At 58.0% G+C, this 20,385-nt stretch carries 15 protein-coding genes and 1 riboswitch; of the genes, 12 read left to right on the plus strand and 3 right to left on the minus strand.

The window, feature by feature from the left end:
- Positions 1 to 434, minus strand: a 434-nt coding sequence (locus K0F75_RS12220) for a LysR family transcriptional regulator (protein ID WP_219062120.1), incomplete at its 3' end; no start/stop codon positions are given.
- Positions 435 to 536: 102 nt separating this feature from the next.
- On the opposite strand from K0F75_RS12220, the gene K0F75_RS12225 reads away from it, so the two are divergent.
- Positions 537 to 1,409 carry an aspartyl/asparaginyl beta-hydroxylase domain-containing protein gene (locus K0F75_RS12225; RefSeq protein ID WP_219062121.1) on the plus strand — a complete coding sequence of 291 codons (873 nt, stop codon included), beginning with the start codon at positions 537 to 539 and terminating at the stop codon, positions 1,407 to 1,409.
- 12 nt (positions 1,410 to 1,421) lie between these two features.
- Positions 1,422 to 2,315, plus strand: a complete 894-nt coding sequence (locus tag K0F75_RS12230; protein ID WP_219062122.1) for a DMT family transporter — start codon at positions 1,422 to 1,424, stop codon at positions 2,313 to 2,315.
- A gap of 197 nt (positions 2,316 to 2,512) precedes the next feature.
- Here the strand turns inward: K0F75_RS12230 and ung are convergent, their stop codons facing one another.
- Positions 2,513 to 3,205, minus strand: a complete 693-nt coding sequence (gene ung / locus K0F75_RS12235; protein ID WP_219062123.1) for a uracil-DNA glycosylase — start codon at positions 3,203 to 3,205, stop codon at positions 2,513 to 2,515.
- Positions 3,206 to 3,393: 188 nt separating this feature from the next.
- On the opposite strand from ung, the gene K0F75_RS12240 reads away from it, so the two are divergent.
- Positions 3,394 to 4,506: an enoyl-CoA hydratase/isomerase family protein gene (locus tag K0F75_RS12240; RefSeq protein ID WP_219062124.1), complete on the plus strand. Its 1,113-nt coding sequence runs from the start codon at positions 3,394 to 3,396 to the stop codon at positions 4,504 to 4,506.
- Here K0F75_RS12240 and K0F75_RS26250 read toward each other — a convergent pair.
- Positions 4,495 to 4,668, minus strand: coding sequence for a hypothetical protein (locus K0F75_RS26250; RefSeq protein ID WP_219062125.1), 174 nt, complete (start codon positions 4,666 to 4,668; stop codon positions 4,495 to 4,497). The two genes, K0F75_RS12240 and K0F75_RS26250, sit on opposite strands and share 12 nt — an antisense overlap.
- Before the next feature lie 628 nt (positions 4,669 to 5,296).
- A riboswitch (guanidine-I (ykkC/yxkD leader) is annotated at positions 5,297 to 5,398 on the plus strand.
- 62 nt (positions 5,399 to 5,460) lie between these two features.
- Here K0F75_RS26250 and K0F75_RS12250 point away from each other — a divergent pair.
- From K0F75_RS12250 to K0F75_RS12290, 9 genes are all read left to right on the plus strand, one after another.
- Positions 5,461 to 6,540, plus strand: a complete 1,080-nt coding sequence (locus tag K0F75_RS12250; protein ID WP_374028641.1) for a putative urea ABC transporter substrate-binding protein — start codon at positions 5,461 to 5,463, stop codon at positions 6,538 to 6,540.
- A gap of 27 nt (positions 6,541 to 6,567) precedes the next feature.
- Positions 6,568 to 7,383, plus strand: a complete 816-nt coding sequence (locus K0F75_RS12255; protein ID WP_219062126.1) for an ABC transporter permease — start codon at positions 6,568 to 6,570, stop codon at positions 7,381 to 7,383.
- Positions 7,380 to 8,144 carry an ABC transporter ATP-binding protein gene (locus K0F75_RS12260; protein ID WP_219062127.1) on the plus strand — a complete coding sequence of 255 codons (765 nt, stop codon included), beginning with the start codon at positions 7,380 to 7,382 and terminating at the stop codon, positions 8,142 to 8,144. Before K0F75_RS12255 ends, K0F75_RS12260 begins: the two co-directional genes overlap by 4 nt.
- A 24-nt stretch (positions 8,145 to 8,168) precedes the next feature.
- A complete protein-coding gene (locus tag K0F75_RS12265) occupies positions 8,169 to 8,894 on the plus strand; it encodes an urea amidolyase associated protein UAAP1 (protein WP_219062128.1) in 726 nt (241 codons plus the stop codon).
- An 11-nt stretch (positions 8,895 to 8,905) separates the two neighbouring features.
- Positions 8,906 to 9,535 carry an urea amidolyase associated protein UAAP2 gene (locus K0F75_RS12270; protein WP_219062129.1) on the plus strand — a complete coding sequence of 210 codons (630 nt, stop codon included), beginning with the start codon at positions 8,906 to 8,908 and terminating at the stop codon, positions 9,533 to 9,535.
- 286 nt (positions 9,536 to 9,821) lie between these two features.
- Positions 9,822 to 13,439: an urea carboxylase gene (gene uca, locus K0F75_RS12275; protein WP_219062130.1), complete on the plus strand. Its 3,618-nt coding sequence runs from the start codon at positions 9,822 to 9,824 to the stop codon at positions 13,437 to 13,439.
- 30 nt (positions 13,440 to 13,469) lie between these two features.
- Entirely contained in the window at positions 13,470 to 15,281 is a 1,812-nt protein-coding gene (atzF, locus tag K0F75_RS12280) for an allophanate hydrolase (RefSeq protein ID WP_219062131.1), read from the plus strand.
- A gap of 169 nt (positions 15,282 to 15,450) precedes the next feature.
- Positions 15,451 to 18,816 carry a dermonecrotic toxin domain-containing protein gene (locus K0F75_RS12285; protein WP_219062132.1) on the plus strand — a complete coding sequence of 1,122 codons (3,366 nt, stop codon included), beginning with the start codon at positions 15,451 to 15,453 and terminating at the stop codon, positions 18,814 to 18,816.
- 80 nt (positions 18,817 to 18,896) lie between these two features.
- Positions 18,897 to 20,384 carry a sensor domain-containing diguanylate cyclase gene (locus K0F75_RS12290; protein WP_219062133.1) on the plus strand — a complete coding sequence of 496 codons (1,488 nt, stop codon included), beginning with the start codon at positions 18,897 to 18,899 and terminating at the stop codon, positions 20,382 to 20,384.
- Position 20,385 lies beyond the last annotated feature (1 nt).

Raw genomic sequence — 20,385 nt, forward strand, 5'->3', positions numbered from 1 at the left:
AGAGCCAGATCTAACTGATGCTGCTCGTATTGAGTCCATATATCCCGACTGTAACCACAATGAACCTCGACTTCTAAACCAGGATAAACTCGAGAACATTCGCGCAAAATGCCAGAAAGAAAACATGTCGCGTAAGTATCGGAGGTACCGATCCTAAGACGTCCGACTGGTACCTCACGAAGTAGAGAGAGTACCGCCTGGTCATTTATAGCAAGCATTTTCAAAGCGAACGCAAGCAAAGCCTCACCTTTTACGGTGATCCGCAGTCCCTTTCGGTCTCGGATGAAAAGCTCAAAACCGACCTGATTCTCTAGCCTCTGAATCTGCTGACTTATTGCAGACTGAACCCGAAAAAGACGCTCTGACGCCTTTGTGAAGCTTCTAAGCTCCGCCACGGTGGCAAAGATCCTGAGTTGCGCGGTGTCAAGATTCATGTCTTTCTCGATCACAAAATATGATGCAAAGCATCATATTTATGATCTTTAGTGATGTAAAGCATGTCTGTACACTTTCTCCATCATTCAAAGGAGAAGCACATGCCGTCACACATCATTGGTGCCATCAACATGGATGGATACAATGTCACTTCTGACCTCGCTTATTTAAATTCAATTACAAAGTTATCCGAAGAATACGACGAGTTCGCACAAGGTTACTGGAAGAATTTATCTCTATTCAACAGTTCTGGCAACAAAGATGATTCACAATACAAAAACTGCGCAACCTCTTTGCCTACTGAATACATGGCACACTGCCCTAACATCATGAGGATGCTCAACGATAACTTTAACTTCGCGAACGCAAAGATGGTTCGCGCAAGAAATCTTATTGAGGGCATGGTCATTCCTCATCGTGACTTCGTAGAGCTTGATTCAAACGTTACTTACTTTCGGGTCTTTGTGCCCATAGATTACAACGCAGACTCATTTCATTCGGATGAGCACGCTGTATTCCAAATGCGGCCTGGAGAGGTATGGTTTTTGGACGCAGCCATAAACCATGCCGCTATAAATCTCTCCAACAAAAGCAGAATGTTCATTTGTTTGGACTTCGTTTTTGACAAAGCCTTTAAAGACACAGATATTTTCCATCCCGCAGCAAATATATCCAAAGGAAGCCGCCACATACACATTGATCGCCCGGACATGCCGAAAGAAAAAAGCAATGAAATCATTGCAGCCATAGGGGAAACAATCTCAAAAGAGAACTTCAAAAATTATCTTTTTGAGTATTCAAAATATCATTTCAAACACAACATATCGGTCACAGCATGCTATGACTGGTTGATCCAAGGCGCTACCGTCGCTAAAAACCAGGCGGTAGTGGAAAAGTCCAAAGCACTCAAAAAGTATCTCACTGAGCACCGAGAGATAGGTGAGCGATTCACTATTGAACGCTGGGAAAACTGAGGAGTAACTTCAATGACGCTCCTCATGAGAGGCGTACCACTTGTATTCCTGTTGATGTGGAGCAGTGGAGCAATTTTTGTAAAACTTGGACTTCAAGAGGCATCCGTATGGTCGTTTCTTGCAGTCCGGGCCATCGGCACGCTTTTGGTTTTGTCTTTCATATGCGCACTCATATTTAAGCGAGCAGTATTTTCTGAACTTATCAAGCTGCCAGCTTTATTGATAATGAAAATGCTGTTTACAGGCATCCTTCTACAAGTGGCGTACCAAAGTTTCTTTTTTCTAGCCATCGATAATAAATTATCACCTGGTGTACTTTCAATCATCCTCGGCCTACAGCCGATTCTCACCCCAATAATTGCGAGAGAAGAGGTTGGAGCAAAAGGCTATCTGATATTACTGTTGGGATTTTTAGGACTGGGAATCGCAGTCTCAGGCGCTCGTGAAATCAGCGAATTAACATACGCGGGTATTACATTTGGCATCGCGTCTGTATGTGCGATGAGTGTCGGCACCGTTTGTCAAAAAAAGGTCGCCGCTCACCCTCTTGCCTCAGCTTTTTATCAAAACTTGGCGGCTTCTATCATATTTTTTATTGTAGCCTTGTGCACAGACTGGCAGGCCACGATAAACGCGAAATTCATTATAGCCTCGGCATGGATGATTCTTGTCGTTTCAACAGGCGCAGTATTGTTGCTATTTTACATGCTATCAAAAAACGCAGCCAGCAATGTCAGTGTGCTTTTCTACATGGTCCCGATTATAACAATAGCATTGGATTATTGGGTCTTTGACAACACCGTCACCCCTTTAACGGTGGCGGGCGCCATTTTAGTTATTATGGCCATCCTCTTCTATCGAAGCCTTTCCGAGAAAAGAGCATGTCCAAAAAAAGTACCCTCTTGAAATTCACTGATTGAACCCGCCTGCTCAACAGTTTGAGCGCTATCGCAGGCGTTTCTCTAGTTCCCTCCTGCCGATATGCCAGGGTGCATTTTCTACATCGCCGACCGCCCACAAAGACCATAAAGCGCGTCCACACGCATGCCTCATCAATCAACTAAAATCCACTCTATGTCCCGCAGGCCATCAGCCATACCGCTTTAAACCGGCGGCAATCTCCAGTCAATCGGCGTCAATCCATTCTGTTGCAAGAACTTGTTGGCCCGGCCGAAGTGCCCGTTGCCGAGAAAGCCTTTGTAGGCGGACAGCGGCGAGGGGTGTACTGAGGTCAGTACCAAGTGTTTGCTGGCGTCGATCAGTTTCTGTTTGCTTTGGGCATGAGCCCCCCACAGCATAAACACCAGATGCGGCTGGTGTTCGCTGACGACCTCGATCACCTTATCGGTGAAGATCTGCCAGCCTTTTTTTGCGTGTGAAGCAGCGTTAGCGCGCTCGACCGTCATGGTGGTGTTGAGCAGCAGCACGCCCTGATCAGCCCAGGACTGCAAGCAGCCGTGATTGGCGATGTCGATGTTCAGGTCGCGCTTGAGTTCTTTATAGATATTGACCAGCGACGGCGGCGTCGGCACGCCTGGCTGCACCGAGAAGCACAAGCCATGGGCCTGACCGGGGCCGTGGTACGGGTCCTGGCCCAGAATCACCACCTTGACCTTGTCCAGCGGCGTCGAATTCAAGGCATTGAAGATCATCGGGCCCGGTGGATAGATTTCCTTGCCTGCGGTGTGCTCTTGGCGCAGGAACTCACGCAGTTCGTTCATATACGGTTTTTCGAATTCCTCACGCAACGCGTGCTTCCAGCCGGATTCGAGTTTGATACGGTCGTCGTTTGTCATGGCACACCTGCAAAAATCAATGCGCGGACACTAGGAAAGCTGGCCGCCGATGTCAATCGACCAATGTCATTGCACCACGCCGCCCTCGCCTCTTTCCTACACTTCCTGCAATCACCGTTTGCAACTTACCCCCGCATAGGGGTATCACAGACTCAATGGACAGTTGCCCCGCCCCCCGAGAGGTCATGATGAATCTGCAATTTGAAGAACTCCACGCCCAAGACGGCGCGCGCATTGGTGTTGCCAGCCTGGATGCGGAAAAGTCTCTGAATGCGTTGTCGCTGCCGATGATCCAGGCGCTGATGGACCGTCTTGAGAAATGGGCCGATGACCCGCAAATCGTTTGTGTACTGCTGCGCGGCAATGGCTCGAAATCTTTTTGCGCGGGCGGCGATGTACGAACATTGGTCGACGCTTGCCGTGCTCATCCCGGCGAAGTCCCACCACTGGCCGCACATTTTTTCGCGGCGGAATACCGGCTCGATTACCGTCTGCACACGTACCCCAAGCCCTTGATCTGCTGGGGCCATGGTTACGTGCTGGGCGGTGGCATGGGCTTGCTGCAGGGCGCAGGCATTCGCATCGTCACCCCGACCAGTCGCCTGGCAATGCCGGAAGTCAGCATTGGCTTGTACCCCGATGTTGGCGCCAGTTGGTTCCTTTCCCGACTGCCCGGCAAACTGGGGTTGTTCCTCGGATTGACCGGCGCACACATCAACGGACGCGACGCGCTGGATCTGGACTTGGCCGACCGCTTTCTGCTGGATGAACAGCAAGAAGAATTGGTCGAGGGGCTGCTGCAACTGAACTGGCAGGAACAAAGCTCGGTGCAACTCAACAGCCTGCTAAAGGCGCTGCAACAGGAGGCCATTGGGCAATTGCCCGATGCGCAATGGCTGCCGCGTCGAGCGCAGATCGATGAGTTACTGGACGTCGCGACTCTGCCGTGCGCCTGGCGCGCTATCAGTCAATGGAACACGCACGGCGATGCCCTGCTCAGCCGTGCGGCGAAAAATCTGACTGAAGGTTGCCCGCTGACTGCCCATCTGGTGTGGGAGCAGATCGTCCGTGCCCGACACATGTCGCTGGCTCAGGTATTCCAGATGGAATACACCCTGAGCCTGAATTGCTGTCGTCATCCCGAGTTCAGCGAAGGCGTCCGGGCGCGACTGATCGATAAGGATCAAAAGCCTCATTGGCATTGGCAAGACGTCGCCAACATCCCGGACGCCGTGATCGATGCGCACTTCGCCAAGGTCTGGGAGGGACGGCACCCCTTGGCGGACCTTTCAGACTACTAAGCCCTTGAAGCAGGTAAAGCGCCGCCGAAACGACGCTTCACCTGTTTCCACCCCGACCATCGCCGCCACGGCCGTCGCCTCCGCGATTACCGTGATCACCCCGGCCGCCTGAACCATTATCGTGACCGCGACCGCCACCACCGTGGCCACGGTCACCGTCATTCCGGCCTTCATTCCATGAAGGGTTGGCGTGTCCGCCACGACCGTCGTGGTCACCCTGACCACCGCGGTAGTAACCCCGCCCGGCGTAGGGCATAGGTCTAGGACCATAATCAGGCCGAGGGGCGTAGTAAGGCGCCGGACGTGGCCCGTAATAGCGGGGAGGCGCTACGTAATAGCTCGGACGGTAGGATCGATCGTAACTGCCGTAGTAAGCGCCACCGTAAACGGGCTGTGTATAGACATCGGATTCGTAATAACCGGGACCTGCATAACAACCAGAGAGGGCTAAACCCAGCACAACTATAAGCAAGGGTCGTCGATACATGGCGGCCTCCTGGACCGCTAGAGAGCACAAACCAGCGACGCTGGTCGGCATCGGTCAAAACCGCTGACTGACGAAAAATCAGACCGCAAATAATCCACCGAGTGCCCTGCCGCAAAAACTATATCCTGCTTGAGCCGCGCCCCGAACCGGTGCGCACCCGCACCACGATAAAGCGCTACCCCCTGCATTCACTCCGCCCTCAACGGCGCAACCCACCTGCCGCAAGGCTTGGTGCGACTTGGCACGCCTCTCGCTTATGACTTGATGTGCAGGAGTCAAAACAGGTTCGCGGCACCACAATTTGCAATAGCTGACTAGGGTTCCGATTCGCTTGACGCGAGTGGCTGGTCCGAGAGTTAGCGACCTCCAGTAGAGGTTACACGGCGGGATAAAAGCCCGGGAGACAGGACACCAGTGGTGTCGCGTGACTCCTGACCGCTCGTTTTTTTCCTACTGGAGGTTCTTATATGCAGAACAACATTAAAAAACCCCGTCTGTTCGCCATGCTCGCTGCTGGCCTCGTCGCGGCATTGAGCCTCTCGGCACACGCCGCCCCGAAAGAGCACTTCAACGTTTGCTGGACCATCTACGCCGGCTGGATGCCCTGGGAATACGCAGGCACCCAAGGCATCGTCGACAAGTGGGCGAAGAAATACGGCATCACCATCGATGTCACCCAGATCAACGACTACGTCGAATCGATCAACCAATACACCGCTGGCCAATTCGATGGCTGCTCCATGACCAACATGGATGCCCTGACCATCCCGGCCGCAGGTGGCGTCGACAGCACCGCGCTGATCGTCAGCGATTTCTCCAACGGCAACGACGGCGTCGTGATCAAGGGTGAAGGCAAGAAAGTCGCCGACCTCAAAGGCATGAAGGTCAATCTGGTCGAGCTGTCGGTGTCTCACTACTTGCTGGCCCGTGCCCTGGACAGCGTTGACCTTACCGAGAAAGACCTCAAGGTCGTCAACACCTCCGACGCGGACATTTCTGCGGCGTTCAACACCGATGACTCCAAAGCCGTGACCACCTGGAACCCGATGCTTTCGGACATCAAGGCCAAGCCCGGTGTGACCGAGGTGTTCGATTCGAGCAAGATCCCTGGCGAAATCATGGACATGATGGTGGTCAACACCCAGACCCTGAAAGACAACCCGGCACTGGGCAAGGCCCTGACCGGCGCCTGGTTCGAAGTGGTCGCGCTGATGAACAGCAAGTCCGCCGCCAGCACCGCCGCGCTGGAGCACATGGCCAAAGCCTCGGGCACCGACCTGGCGGGCTTCCAGTCGCAACTGGACACCACCAAGCTGTTCGCGACCCCCAAGGAAGCGCTCGACTTCGCCACCAGCGCTCAACTGCCACAGACCATGCGCAAGGTCGCCGAGTTCTCCTTTCAACATGGGCTGCTCGGTGAAGGCGCCAAGGACACCAGTGCAATCGGCATGTCTTTCGCCAACGGCGTGACCAGCGGCGACAAGAACAACCTCAAGCTGCGCTTCGACCCGAGCTACGTACAGATGGCTGCCGAAGGCAAATTGTAATCGCGTCCCAGCCCAAAGGTTATTGCCATGCGCTTGATAAACCGCCGCCCGGATCGCGCCAGCCGTCTGATTTTGGTGATCCTGCCGTTCGCCTTGTTGCTGTTCGCCTATTTCATGGGCTCGGCCACCCGGCTGACGGAAAACCCCAACGACAAATTGCTGCCCAGCGCGGTGCAGATGACCGATGCGGTCAAGCGCATGGCCTTTACCGAAGACCAACGCAGCGGCGGTTATCTGCTGTGGCAAGACACCGCCTCCAGCCTGCAACGCCTGGCGATTGGTCTTGGCATCAGCGCCCTGCTCGGCTTGTGTCTGGGTATAGCGTCGGGGATTCTGCCGCTGTTCGGCGCACCGTTGTCACCGCTGCTGACGGTGTTGTCGATGGTCCCGCCGCTGGCGATTCTGCCGATCCTGTTCATCGTGTTTGGCTTGGGTGAGCTGTCGAAAGTCATGCTGATCGTGATCGGTATCACGCCGATCCTGGCGCGGGATCTGGAGCAGCGCGCCCGGGAGATTCCGGTCGAGCTGCTGATCAAGGCGCAAACCCTCGGCGCCTCGACCTGGACCTTGATCCTGCGGGTGGTCCTGCCGCAACTGCTGCCGCGCCTGCTGATTGCCTTGCGTCTAGTGCTGGGTTCGGCCTGGTTGTTCCTGATCGCGGCCGAAGCCATCGCGTCTACCGACGGGTTGGGGTATCGGATTTTTCTGGTACGGCGCTACCTGGCCATGGACGTGATCCTGCCCTACGTGGTCTGGATCACCCTGCTCGCCTGGCTAATGGATTGGGGACTCAAGGCCCTGACCCGGCGTGCATTCCCCTGGTATGAAGGGGCACGCGGATGAGCTTTATTTCGGTGAAAAACGTCTGGCAACAGTACGACGATCAAGTGGTGCTCGAAGGCCTGAACCTGAGCGTCAACGAAGGTGAGTTCTGCACCTTGGTCGGCGCCTCGGGCTGCGGCAAATCCACTTTCTTGCGCTTGTTGCTCGGCCAGGAAGTGCCCAGTCGCGGCCAGATCCATCTCGACGGCAAGCCGCTTGCCGGCGAACCGGACGCCAGCCGAGGCGTGGTGTTTCAGCGCTACTCGGTGTTTCCGCATCTGTCAGTTCTGGACAACGTTGCTCTGGGTCTGGAGCTGCCTCGCTCGCCCCTGCTTGGACGCCTGTTCGGCACGGCCAAACGCGAGGCTCGGGAACAGGCCGCGGCACTGCTGAGCAAAGTGGGCCTGGCCCATGCGCAGGACAAGTACCCGACGCAACTGTCGGGCGGCATGCAGCAACGGCTGGCCATCGCTCAAGCGCTGATCATGAAACCGCGTGTGTTGCTGCTGGACGAACCCTTCGGCGCGCTCGATCCGGGTATCCGCAAGGACATGCATGTCCTGTTGCTGGAGCTGTGGCGCGAGACCCGCCTGACTGTGTTCATGGTCACCCACGACCTGTCCGAGGGCTTCAACCTCGGCACCCGTCTGCTGGTGTTCGACAAGGTTCGCCATGACCCCCACGCGCCCGGCGCTTATGGCGCCCGCATCACCTACGACATTCCCTTGAACAGCGATCGCCGCGCCGCACGCGCCGCTATTGATTCGCTGCAAACGGTTTAGAGGATCATTTTTATGAACGCGCACATGACCGATTCAACCTCCCTGTTCCCCGTCTTTGCTGAAGAAATCTTGCCCGGCGGCGGCCACCGTTCGTTCGTGCTCAAGCGCGGCCAACTGCTGCGCCTGACCGACATCCGTGGCGGTGCCAACGTCAGCCTGACCCTGCTTAACGCCAACGAGAAAACCGAACGACTGAACCTGCCGGACAGCCTCAAATGCCAACACACCGCCAAGCTCACCCGCGGCCATTGCCTGTACTCGGACATGGGCCGGGTGCTGGCAGCGATCACGGCGGACACCTGCGGCTGGAGCGACAGCTTCGGTGGAGTGCTGTGCGCTGAAGAGGTCGCGGAAAAGTATGGTCAAGGCCGCTATCAGGAGCTGCGCAACGGCTTCTTTCGCAACGGCACCGATAACCTGTTGGTGGAACTGGGCAAATGGGGCCTGGGCCTGTCCGACCTGCTGATGACCCTGAACCTGTTCAGCAAAGTCAGCGTCGACGAAGACGGACACTTTCACTTCGTTGCGCACAACTCCAAAGCCGGTGACTACATCGAGCTGTATGCGCCGATGGACACCCTTGTGGTGCTGACGGCCCTGCAGCACCCGATGGACCCTGATCCACAGTACGCGCCCAAACCCCTCAAGCTCAGCTGGATGAACGCCGACCCCAGCGTCGCCGAGCACTGCCGCACCTCGCGCCCGGAAAACGAGCGCGGCTTTATCAACACTGATCGCCTGTTCGCCTGAGGATCGCTGCCATGACCACACTCTCCAAACAGCCGGAAGCGGCGATCTACAACGCGACCATCCCCGCAGGCGAGCCCTGGCTGACCGAAGTCAAGGCCGGACAAACCCTGCGCATCCTCGACCTGGAAGGCAATCAAGCGGTCGATACGCTGTTCTACAGCCTGGCCAACCCCCGCGAACGGTATGACGTGCAGCGCACCTTGCGGCGGCAGAACAGCGTGTACCTGACCACCGGCAGCGTGCTGTATTCCAACCTCGGCAAACCGATGCTGACCATCGTCGAAGACACTTGCGGACGCCATGACACCCTCGGCGGTGCTTGCGCGCAGGAGAGCAACACCGTGCGCTACGCCCTGGAAAAGCGCCACATGCACAGTTGCCGCGACAACTACCTGCGCGCCTGTGCCCATGACGGTCGCCTGAGCAAAGGTGACATCGGGCCGAACATCAATTTCTTCATGAACGTGCCGGTCACCGCAGACGGCGGCCTGACCTTCGAAGATGGCATCTCGGCGCCCGGCAAATACGTCGAGCTGCGCGCGGAAATGGACGTGATCGTGCTCATTTCCAACTGCCCGCAACTGAACAACCCCTGCAACGCCTACAACCCGACACCTGCGCAGCTGCTGATATGGAACTGAATCTTTTGAAACTGCGCCGCTGGTTATTCAGCCTGTGCCAAAGCCGCTCTGGACAGTGCATGCCGCCAGAACACCACCCCTTTCTGTAGGAGCTGCCGCAGGCTGCGATCTGTCGCCTTGGCGGCAGCGCTCCAGCAGAGCTTCGGGCCTTATCGCAGCCTGCGGCAGCTTCTACAAGAGCACCGGGTTTAGCCATCGAGGACGGCCTCGAGGCACTACGAAAACAGCGGGACGGCCCGCTTCCCAGCACGAAACCGATCAGCCATCGGTTTCTGGGGTTTATGCCATGTTCAAGACACTGCTGATCGCCAACCGTGGCGCCATTGCCTGCCGCATCCTGCGTACCCTGCGCGCCTTGCAGGTCAAGGGCGTGGCGGTCTATTCCGAAGCCGATGCCGCCAGCCTGCATATTCTTCAAGCCGATGAAGCCCACAGCCTGGGTGAAGGTGGCGCAGCCGGAACCTATTTGGCGGTGGATAAAATACTCGCCATCGCCAAGGCCAGCGGCGCCACGGCGATCCATCCCGGTTACGGCTTCCTCTCCGAAAACGCCGCGTTCGCCCAAGCCTGCGAAGACGCTGGCATCGCCTTCGTCGGCCCGACACCCGAACAACTTCGGGTGTTCGGCCTCAAGCACACGGCGCGCGCTCTGGCCAAGCAACACGGCGTGCCGATGCTTGAGGGCACCGAACTGCTCGACAGCCTCGACGACGCCCTCAACGCTGGCGAGCTGATCGGCTACCCAGTGATGCTGAAAAGCACGGCCGGCGGCGGCGGGATCGGCATGCGCGTGTGCCGCAGCGCGGTCGAGCTGAGCGAATCGTTCGACGCGGTGAAACGTCTGGGGCAGAACAACTTCAGCGACGCGGGGGTCTTTATCGAGAAGTACATCCAGCGCGCCCGGCACCTGGAAGTGCAGGTGTTCGGCGACGGCCAGGGCGACGTTATCGCCCTCGGCGTGCGTGATTGCTCGGTACAACGGCGTAACCAGAAAGTCCTCGAAGAAACCCCCGCACCGAACCTGCCAGACGGCATGGCCGACGAACTGTGTGCGGCAGCAATCAAGCTGGCCAAAGCGGTCAATTACCGCAGCGCCGGGACCGTGGAGTTCGTGTTCGACAGCGAGGACCAGCGTTTCTATTTCCTCGAAGTGAACACCCGCTTGCAGGTCGAGCACGGGGTCACCGAACAAGTGTGGGGCGTCGATCTGGTCAGTTGGATGGTCCAGCTGGCAGCGGGTGATTTGGCGCCACTCAGCCAGTTAAGCGAGGGCTTGCAGGCGAACGGTCATGCGATTCAGGCCCGGTTGTATGCCGAAGACCCGGGCCGGGATTTCCAGCCCTGCCCCGGTTTGCTGACTGCGGTGAATTTCCCGAACGCCGATGGCAAGACCTTGCGCATCGACACCTGGGTCGAAGCCGGTTGCGAGATTCCGCCGTTCTTCGATCCCATGATTGCCAAGCTGATCAGTTGGGCGCCAACCCGTGAGCAGGCCAGCGCCGGACTTGCTCAAGCGCTGAGCGACAGCCACTTGTATGGCGTAGAAACCAACCGCGATTACCTGCGGCAGATTCTGCTCGACGTACCCTTCGCCAGCGGCCAGCCATGGACGCGATGCCTGGAAGGTCTGGTGTATCACGCCAACACCTTTGAAGTACTGAGCGGTGGCACCCAGACCAGCGTGCAGGACTATCCAGGGCGTCTCGGTTATTGGGCGGTCGGTGTGCCGCCGTCCGGGCCAATGGACAGTCGCGCGTTGCGTCTGGGCAACCGCCTGCTGGGCAACGCCGAAGGCTGTGCCGCGCTGGAAATCACCATGAGCGGCCCGCTGCTGCGCTTCAACACCGACGCCGTGGTCGCCATCACCGGCGCGCCGATTCCGCTGACCCTGGATGGTCAGCCCCAGGCGCTGAATACCGCGTTGCTGGTACCCGCTGGCTCAACCCTGGCGCTGGGCACCATCGCTGGCGCCGGTGCACGAAGCTACCTCTGTGTGCGCGGCGGGTTGGAGCTGCCGGACTATCTGGGCAGCAAAAGCACGTTTACCCTGGGTCAGTTTGGCGGGCATGGCGGCCGCGCTTTGCGTGCTGGCGACGTGCTGCACATTCCAGCCCTGGGTGATCGCAGCGCCGGTCAGCGCGTACCGGACAATCAGCTTCAAATTCTGCCGGCAGTGCGCCAGATCCGGGTCATTTACGGCCCGCATGGCGCGCCGGAATATTTCACCGAGCGCTACATCGAGACCTTCTTCGCCACCCAATGGGAAGTGCATTTCAACTCCAGCCGTACCGGCGTCCGCCTGATCGGTCCAAAGCCGGAATGGGTCCGCGCCGACGGTGGCGAAGCGGGCTTGCACCCGTCAAACATCCACGACAACCCGTACGCCATCGGTGCCGTGGATTTCACTGGCGACATGCCGGTCATCCTTGGCCCGGACGGCCCTAGCCTGGGAGGTTTCGTCTGCCCGGTGACCATCATCGAAGCCGACCTCTGGCAACTGGGGCAACTCAAGGCCGGGGACAAAGTGCAGTTCCATGCGGTAAGTATCAAAGCTGCACGCGCGATCTTCTGTGGGAGCGAATTCATTCGCGAAGCAGACGACGCGGTGTCTGATCTGGCCTCATCGCGAATGAATTCGCTCGCACAAGGGTTAGTTTCACCCGTTGTATTGGACATCGGCCAGGACGACACACGGCTGGTGGCGCGCCTGTCTGGCGACACTCATTTGCTCCTGGAAATCGGCGCACCCGAGCTGGACCTGGTACTGCGCTTTCGCGGCCATGCGCTGATGCAGGCCCTGGAAACCAAAGCGTTACAGGGAGTGATCGACCTGACACCGGGCATTCGTTCCCTGCAAGTGCACTACCAGCCCGAGCAACTGCCGCTTGCGGATTTACTGGATATCGTCGTCGGCGAATGGGACGCCGTGTGCGCAGCCAAAGACCTGCAAGTGCCGTCGCGAATCGTGCACTTGCCGCTGTCCTGGGATGACCCGGCGTGCCAGTTGGCCATCGAGAAATACATGACCACCGTGCGCAAGGACGCCCCGTGGTGCCCAAGCAATCTGGAGTTCATCCGCCGCATCAACGACCTGCCCAACCTCGACCAAGTGCAGCGCACGGTGTTCGACGCCAGCTATCTGGTGATGGGCCTGGGCGACGTGTACCTCGGCGCGCCTGTCGCCACCCCGCTCGACCCACGGCACCGGCTGGTGACCACCAAGTACAACCCGGCACGAACGTGGACGGCAGAGAACTCGGTCGGCATTGGTGGCGCCTACATGTGCGTGTACGGCATGGAAGGCCCCGGTGGTTACCAGTTTGTCGGGCGCACATTGCAGATGTGGAACCGCTACCGCGAAGTCGCGGCGTTCGATGGCAAACCGTGGCTGTTGCGCTTCTTCGATCAGATTCGTTTTTACCCGGTCAGCGCTGAAGAACTGCTGCGCATCCGCCGCGATTTCCCCTTGGGCCGGTACCCGCTGAGCATCGAGCACAGCACCTTGAACCTGGCTGACTATCAGGCCTTTCTCGCCCGTGAAGCCGAGGGCATCGCCGCATTTCGGGCGCAGCAGCAAGGGGCCTTCAACGCCGAACGCGAACGCTGGATCGCCAGCGGCCAGGCACATTTTGAAAGCGACGAAGCCGCTATGCCAGCCACCGACGATACGCCCCTTGACGCAGGTCAGCATGGCGTCGATAGCCATATCGCCGGCAACCTGTGGCAGGTGCAGGTCGAGGTCGGCCATCGGGTTGAAGTGGGCGATGTGCTGGTGATTCTGGAGTCGATGAAGATGGAGATTCCGCTACTGGCAACCCTGGCCGGCACCGTGCTTGAAGTGCGGGTGCAACCCGGCTCGGCAGTGCGCGCCGGGCAGCGGGTCGTGGTGCTTGAAGCTGACTGAACCTACTTATTTTTTTGACGGAACTACGCCATGAGCCATGACCTGCATTCAAGCGACCTGCGCCTCGACAGCGTTCGCGCCGCGTATCAATACGGGCGCCAGACACCTCGACAACTGATCCTCGCCCTGCGCGAAAAAGCCGCTGCGTTGAACCCGGACTATCACCTGTTCATCCATCTGCTGAGTGCTGCCGAGCTGGAACCCTATCTGGCCGCACTGGAACACCGCGACCTCAACGAGTTGCCGCTGTATGGCGTGCCGTTCGCGATCAAGGACAACATCGACCTGGCCGGCATCCCCACGACCGCCGCCTGCCCGGCATTCGCCTATACCCCTGAGCGCTCGGCGACCATCGTCGAGCAGTTGATCGGCCTCGGCGCAATTCCGTTGGGCAAGACCAACCTCGACCAGTTTGCCACCGGGCTGAATGGCAGCCGCTCACCCTATGGGGCCTGCCCAAACAGCGTGCTGGCCGAGTACCCATCAGGCGGTTCCAGTGCAGGATCATCCTTGGCCGTGGCGCTCGGCGTCGCCAGCTTCGCCCTCGGCACCGACACCGCTGGCTCTGGACGGGTGCCCGCCGCACTGAACAATCTGGTCGGACTCAAAGCCAGCAAGGGCCTGATCTCCACTGCAGGAGTGGTGCCGGCCTGCCGCACCCTTGATTGCGTGACCACCTTCACCGCCACCGCGCGCGAAGCCAGCCAGTTGCTCGGCCTGGTAGCCCGACTCGATCCGCATGACGAATACAGCCGCAGCAACCCGCTGTGGAACGACGCCTCTGCGTTCGGCGCGCCCCGCCCGTTTCGTTTCGGCGTGCCCCGTGCGCAAGACCTGGCGTTCTTCGGCTGCGAGCAAGGGCCCCTGCTGTTCGGCGATGCCATCGACCGTCTGACCGCGATGGGCGGCGAAGCCGTGACGCTGGACCTGTCGCCCTTCCTCGAAGCTGCGCGCCTGCTGTACGACGGCCCATGGGTTGCCGAACGCTACAGCGTTGCGGGCGAACTGATGGAGCAGAACCCGGAAGCGGTATTGCCGGTGATCCGCGCAGTACTGTCGAAAGCACCGGCCGTCACCGGCGTGCAAACGTTCCGCGCGCAATACCGTCTGCAAGTGCTCAAAGCCTTGTGCGACAAAGCCCTTGAAGGCCTCGACTGCGTAGTGACGCCCTCCATCGGTCGCCCGGTGACCCTCGCCGAACTGGAGGCTGAACCGGTGCTGCGCAACTCGGAACTGGGTTACTACACCAATTTCATGAACCTGCTGGACTACGCCGCCGTCGCCGTGCCGAGTGCCTTCATGGACAACGGCCTGCCGTGGGGCGTGACCCTGTTCGGTCGGGTCTTCACCGATCACTACCTGCTCAGCCTGGCCGACGCTCTGCAACGCCATACCGGCCTGCCGGTGATCGGCGGCCACGCACCCAACCTGTCAGTACCGGCCGCTGTCGCCCGCAGCGACATGGCACGCTTGGTGGTGTGCGGCGCGCACCTGGATGGCCTGGCGCTGAACGGGCAACTCAAGCAGCGCGGTGGCCGCTTGCTGGAGGTCACCCAAAGCTCGGCGGATTACCAGCTCTACGCATTGGCCGGTGGACCACCGTTTCGGCCCGGCATGCTGCGGGTCGCGCAAGGCGGCGTAGCGATTGCCGTGGAAGTCTGGGAACTGCCCAGCCGCGAACTGGGCTCATTCCTCACCGGCATTCCAGCGCCCTTGGGTCTGGGCAAGGTTCAGTTGGCCGACGGACGCTGGGAAAGCGGTTTCATCTGCGAACCTTATGGCCTGGAGGGCGCGACAGATATCAGCCACTTGGGCGGATGGCGCGCCTATTTGAGTGCCTGACCCAACCGTTACATAGCACGACGGCGAACATGGCTGCGCACGTTTTAGTGCGCAGCCATAGCGTCCTGCATACCCCTGTTTACCCGCGCCCCGTCGTTACATAGATGTACGACGTGAAGAGGTCCCTGATGACACAGTGACGCGCCCCTCCTCACGCTCAGCCATCCACATGAATGACAACGAAAATTCAGTCCCCCCTGCTCCAGCACGCACGGCATCCGCTTCAACGCACAACCTCGAACACCCCGCGCTTACGCACCTGACCGGCAAGCACAGCGAACAGAGCGATACCCTTCCCTCTTCTGGAGCCTTCGCGCTGTCGCCGTTTTATTACGCAACGCCCGACGATCATCTGGAGGGACTGTCGCAGGAACCTCTACCCGCCACAGCGCTAAACCACAAACAACTCGCCACGCTCAGAAAGAGTCGCGCCGCCAGACTGCTCGCCATGTCGACCTTGAGTTTGAAGGCCTGGCAGATGGACATGGACTGCCCGCCGGGCGTGCACGCCTATGTCAACGAACAACTGACCCGACTTCTATTTGAGCAGACCGGCAAGCCCTTCCTGCCGGATCAGATGTACGTGGACTTCACGACCGATACGCGTCCGGCCGTCTTTGTCGATGGGCAAGAGCTTTACACGCGGCGTCTGTCCCTCACCGACGTGGCGGTTACCTCTTTCGATGCTGCCAGTTTTTATGCCCTGATGCAGAGCGCTGAACCTGAGCGCCCGCTTGATGAGGGAACACCTTCTCTGACCACGACCCTGGTCCTCACGCTGATCGACAAGGCGGACTGGCCTCGATACTACGAGACCCTGCTTACCGCCTTCTGGGCCAGGCATGAGTTGACGTATCGCACCCTCGCCAAACTCTCATTTCTCGACACGCTGGGCCGGTACCACACACGTAAAATGATCAGCCTGGACGGCTATAACCTGACGCTTGAAGCCATGGGTCTCGACCGGTTCCCCACCACCGTTGAAGCCCTGGAAACATCAGCCAAAGGCGAGCACACGGTCGTCCGTGTGGTGCTGCTGAATGAGCAAATCCTGCCGGGCATTTTTCAGCTGACCTCAAAAAATACATCGCACAGTTTTATTCACATCACCGGTCAGAGACCCGCCGTTTTCGAATACATCAGCGATAACCCTGAGTTGATGAGACAAAAACTCCTCAACGCCTTGAACACGTCGCCCTGGCTCGCGTCGTATCTGGACGTTGCCGATAAACAAGGAAGTGCGCCCTTCACTCTCGATATAAAAGTTCTCGATGAGGATATTTTTTCCGCGCTCACCCGCGCCCAAAAAGCCTTTTCATTCGAGTTGCACTCACAACACACCCACGCGGACGCCTTGTTCATGTTGGTCGAACGCGGCCTGACCCTGGTAAGCGCCCTTGATCGCTGGGAACTTCAGCCGGATATCGTGAAACGGATACCCAACCCATTGAAGGCCGCCAACCAATTGATGCGCGGCTACCTGAAAAACAAACATCAACTGGATATGAATCCGGATCATGTCTTCATTCGCTATGTTCGAGGCACATCGACCAGCCCCTTGGGCAGCGCACACTCGCCCATCACGTATGTTCAACCCCCCGACGAAACCCCGATCAGCCTGAGCAACGCCCTGTTGAGTAACTACCGGATCGAGCGGCCGGTGGGTTATATCGATAACGACGCTCGTACAACGGTTTACACCGACCCCACAGGTAAGGGGCAATGGTCCGAAGGCGCTGCACTTGATATCTCCCCGGAGGTCATCGAAAGCCACATCAGGAGCATTACCTTTCTTGACCTGATGTCGGCACAACTCAACCGGTTTTGGGAGGAGCAGGGAACCGCTATCGAGCAATCGTTCAAGACAACTTTTATGGCGCAGGCAGTGATCAGCCTCAAACAGAAGCAGTTAACACGCGCTGGATTCGATCTTCTGGTCGAGATGCTGGACACGACGTCACTCGCCACGACGTCTATCAGCATCCGCTGCAAAGCGTTGGGTTTTTACCTGAAACCCTCGCTGATAGAAGGCACGCAGTGCCAACCCTGCGCCGGTCTGCTGGTATTCACTCACGCCGACACACCCTTGACGGTGCTCTACCAGGCCGGTCAGTCCGTGGCATTTGTCGAATTCAGTAGCGACATTGAACTTGCGCGGTATATACAAACCGCCGCCAAGGATAAGCAATGGCAACGCATGCTGTTGAGCTATATACCGGTCAGACTCCACGAGAAGTTTATGTATCTTCTTGATGTCTGGAGCGGCAATAAAATCCCCGACCCAGCTTCCTCCCTGCTTCGGCCCTGGACAGACGTGGTTTACGCCAACGACCTGCATAAAGCCAAAGCCCGCGCCCTCTGCGAACAGCCCATTACTTCGTCGCCGTTCGTCTTTATGCGCGAGACGCTTGAGCGCAACTATCAAGATGATGCAAATGAACACATCGTGACCTCGAAAGAAGTTTCGCTGCGCTATTGGACGCGTCAGCTCAACCATCTACAGCTGTTGCTGGCGCCCATGTCGCTGCTGTTGACGCCCGTGGCGCTGGCCTCTCTGGCGACTCACGCCGGCGCCATCTACCTGGGCATCGCGACAGCAGCATTACCGGGAAACCGGGACACCGAAAAAACCCAGACAGCGCTCAACGTGCTGTCTCTAGGGCTGTTGCAACTCGCGCCCTACACCCCCCGATTGCTGCGTTTGTTCAGCACATTCAACGTTCTGGGGAAAACAGCCATTGCGGTGACCGGCGCGACACCCACCGCCACAAAAAGCTTCGGTTCCTGGCTTGGCCGATCAATGAATGCCCGTAAAACCCGCCTGGAAACATTTTTCAATACCAACAGCCTGCTCAAGACCTGGAACATTCCCGGTCATCGCGCCTTCGGCACCTTGCCCGCCAAAGCCTGGAAGCTTGATCGCAAATTCATGCTCTGGACCTCGGACACGGCGCAAGCCAGAATCCTGGTTGTGAGTACACACGGGCATTACTTGCCATGGACTAAAACTGCACGGATACCCAATGGCACCGAACTTAGAACCTACGCACCCCATGGTTATGAGCTGGTCGACCCAACGCTTCACCGAGTCGTGAGCCAGAGGGTCAAACCGTTTTCTATTTTAAATAACGCAAACAACAGCCTCGCGCTTCCTCCAGGCCCGCTGCCGCCGTATGCCATCACTGATAAAGTACTGGCCGGAACATCCCTTCCGGGCAGTATCAAGAATTATTCGCTGATGAAATTCCAGAGTATTCACGGCGAAACGTATCAAGAGATCAGTCATGTGGTGCGTCATTCGAATCTATCGCCTTTAAACGGACTGCCCGCTACGCCCATGGATGTACTGACTGTCAGAAATCGCTTCGGCATGACTTATCCGAACCTGCAGGATCTTTTCAAGTCATTGTATGAACAGGGTATTCACTACGACACCATTTTATTGGTGCACTGCCGTTGTTCTGCCATCAACTCCTTGATGGGCCGCTCACCCGCTTATATAGCACCGACCGCGAGCCTGCCGATTACACCGTGAACTTGAATCGGCCATAGCGCAGGACAGTAGCAACACGCTAGCATGCGGCCACTCTTGATCTTCTCCTCACCGGACTCGTCATGCCACTTCGCTCTCCTCTCAATTCCCAACGTTCGTTGATCCTGACGTTGGTGGTCCTGTTGGGGAGCGGTTTTCTGGCGACATCTCTGCTCAGTTACTACGCCTCGCGGGCGTCGATTCGCGACAGCATCGTCAACACCGAGCTGCCATTGACCTCGGACACGGTGTATTCGGAGATCCAGAAAGACCTGGTCCGGCCGATCCTGATTTCCTCAATGATGGCCCGCGACACCTTCATGCGTGACTGGGTGGTGGCTGGCGAGCACGACCCTGAGCAAATGACCCGTTACCTCAACGAGGTCATGAGTCACTACAGCGCCTATACGGCCTTTTTTGTCTCCAACACCAGCCTCAAGTATTACCAGGCCAAAGGCGTCTTGAAGAAAATCGACGCCAACGAGCCACGCGACACCTGGTACTACCGGGTACGCGACATGGCGGCGCCCTACGAAATCAACGTCGATCCAGACATGGCCAACAAGGACAACCTGACCTTCTTCATCAACTACAAGGTGTTCGATTACAAAGACAACTTCATTGGCGCCACGGGTGTGGGCCTGACCGTGGATGCGGTGATCAAGCTGATCGATCGTTATCAGCAGCGGTATCAGCGAAGCGTGTACTTCGTCGACGCTTTCGGCCGGATTGTGCTCACCGGCGCTCAAGGTGGACCACTGGGAGCCGTCATCGGCCAGTCCCTCAAGGACCAGCCGGGCCTGAGCGACTTGCACGAAAAACTGCCCAAGCCACAGACCGGCAGTTTCGAATACCAGACGCAAGGCCAGAGCCACTTCCTCAACGTGCGTTTCATTCCAGAACTGAACTGGTACCTGTTCGTCGACAAGCAGGAAGACGGTGCCCTCACCGATATCCGCCAGTCGCTGTACCTGAACCTGTTCATCTGCCTGGTAGTGACGCTGGTGGTCCTGTTCCTGCTGCACCGGGTCATCGGCCGCTATCAGCGCAAGATCGAAACCCTGGCCACCCTCGACAGCCTGACGGGCCTGCCCAATCGCCGCGGCTTCGATTTGATGGCGCTCAAGGCGCTGCAGGAAGCGCAACGCGAGCCCAAACCCTTGGCGACGCTACTGATCGACATCGACCACTTCAAACGTCTCAATGACGACCATGGTCATCTGGCGGGCGATGAAGTGCTTGTAGGCTTCGCCCAGGACCTGCAAAGCTGCCTGCGTCAGTCGGATATCATTTGTCGCTGGGGCGGCGAAGAGTTCATCATCCTGCTCAAGGACACCAACAGCGCCAGTGCTCAGCAAGTCGCGGAAAAAATCCGTCTGCTGGCAGAGCAGCACCCCTACACCTTTTCCGGCACGTCGTTGCAGATCACCGTCAGCGTTGGCCTGACTGAACTGCAGCCTGACGACACCCTGCACAGCCTGATTGCCCGCGCCGACCACGCGTTGTATCGCGCCAAACACACCGGGCGCAATCGGGTGTGCATGGAGATGGCCCGGTCTCAGTTTGAATAGG

Source organism: Pseudomonas sp. UMAB-08 (assembly GCF_900095225.1).
In the GTDB taxonomy this organism is placed as follows: domain Bacteria; phylum Pseudomonadota; class Gammaproteobacteria; order Pseudomonadales; family Pseudomonadaceae; genus Aquipseudomonas.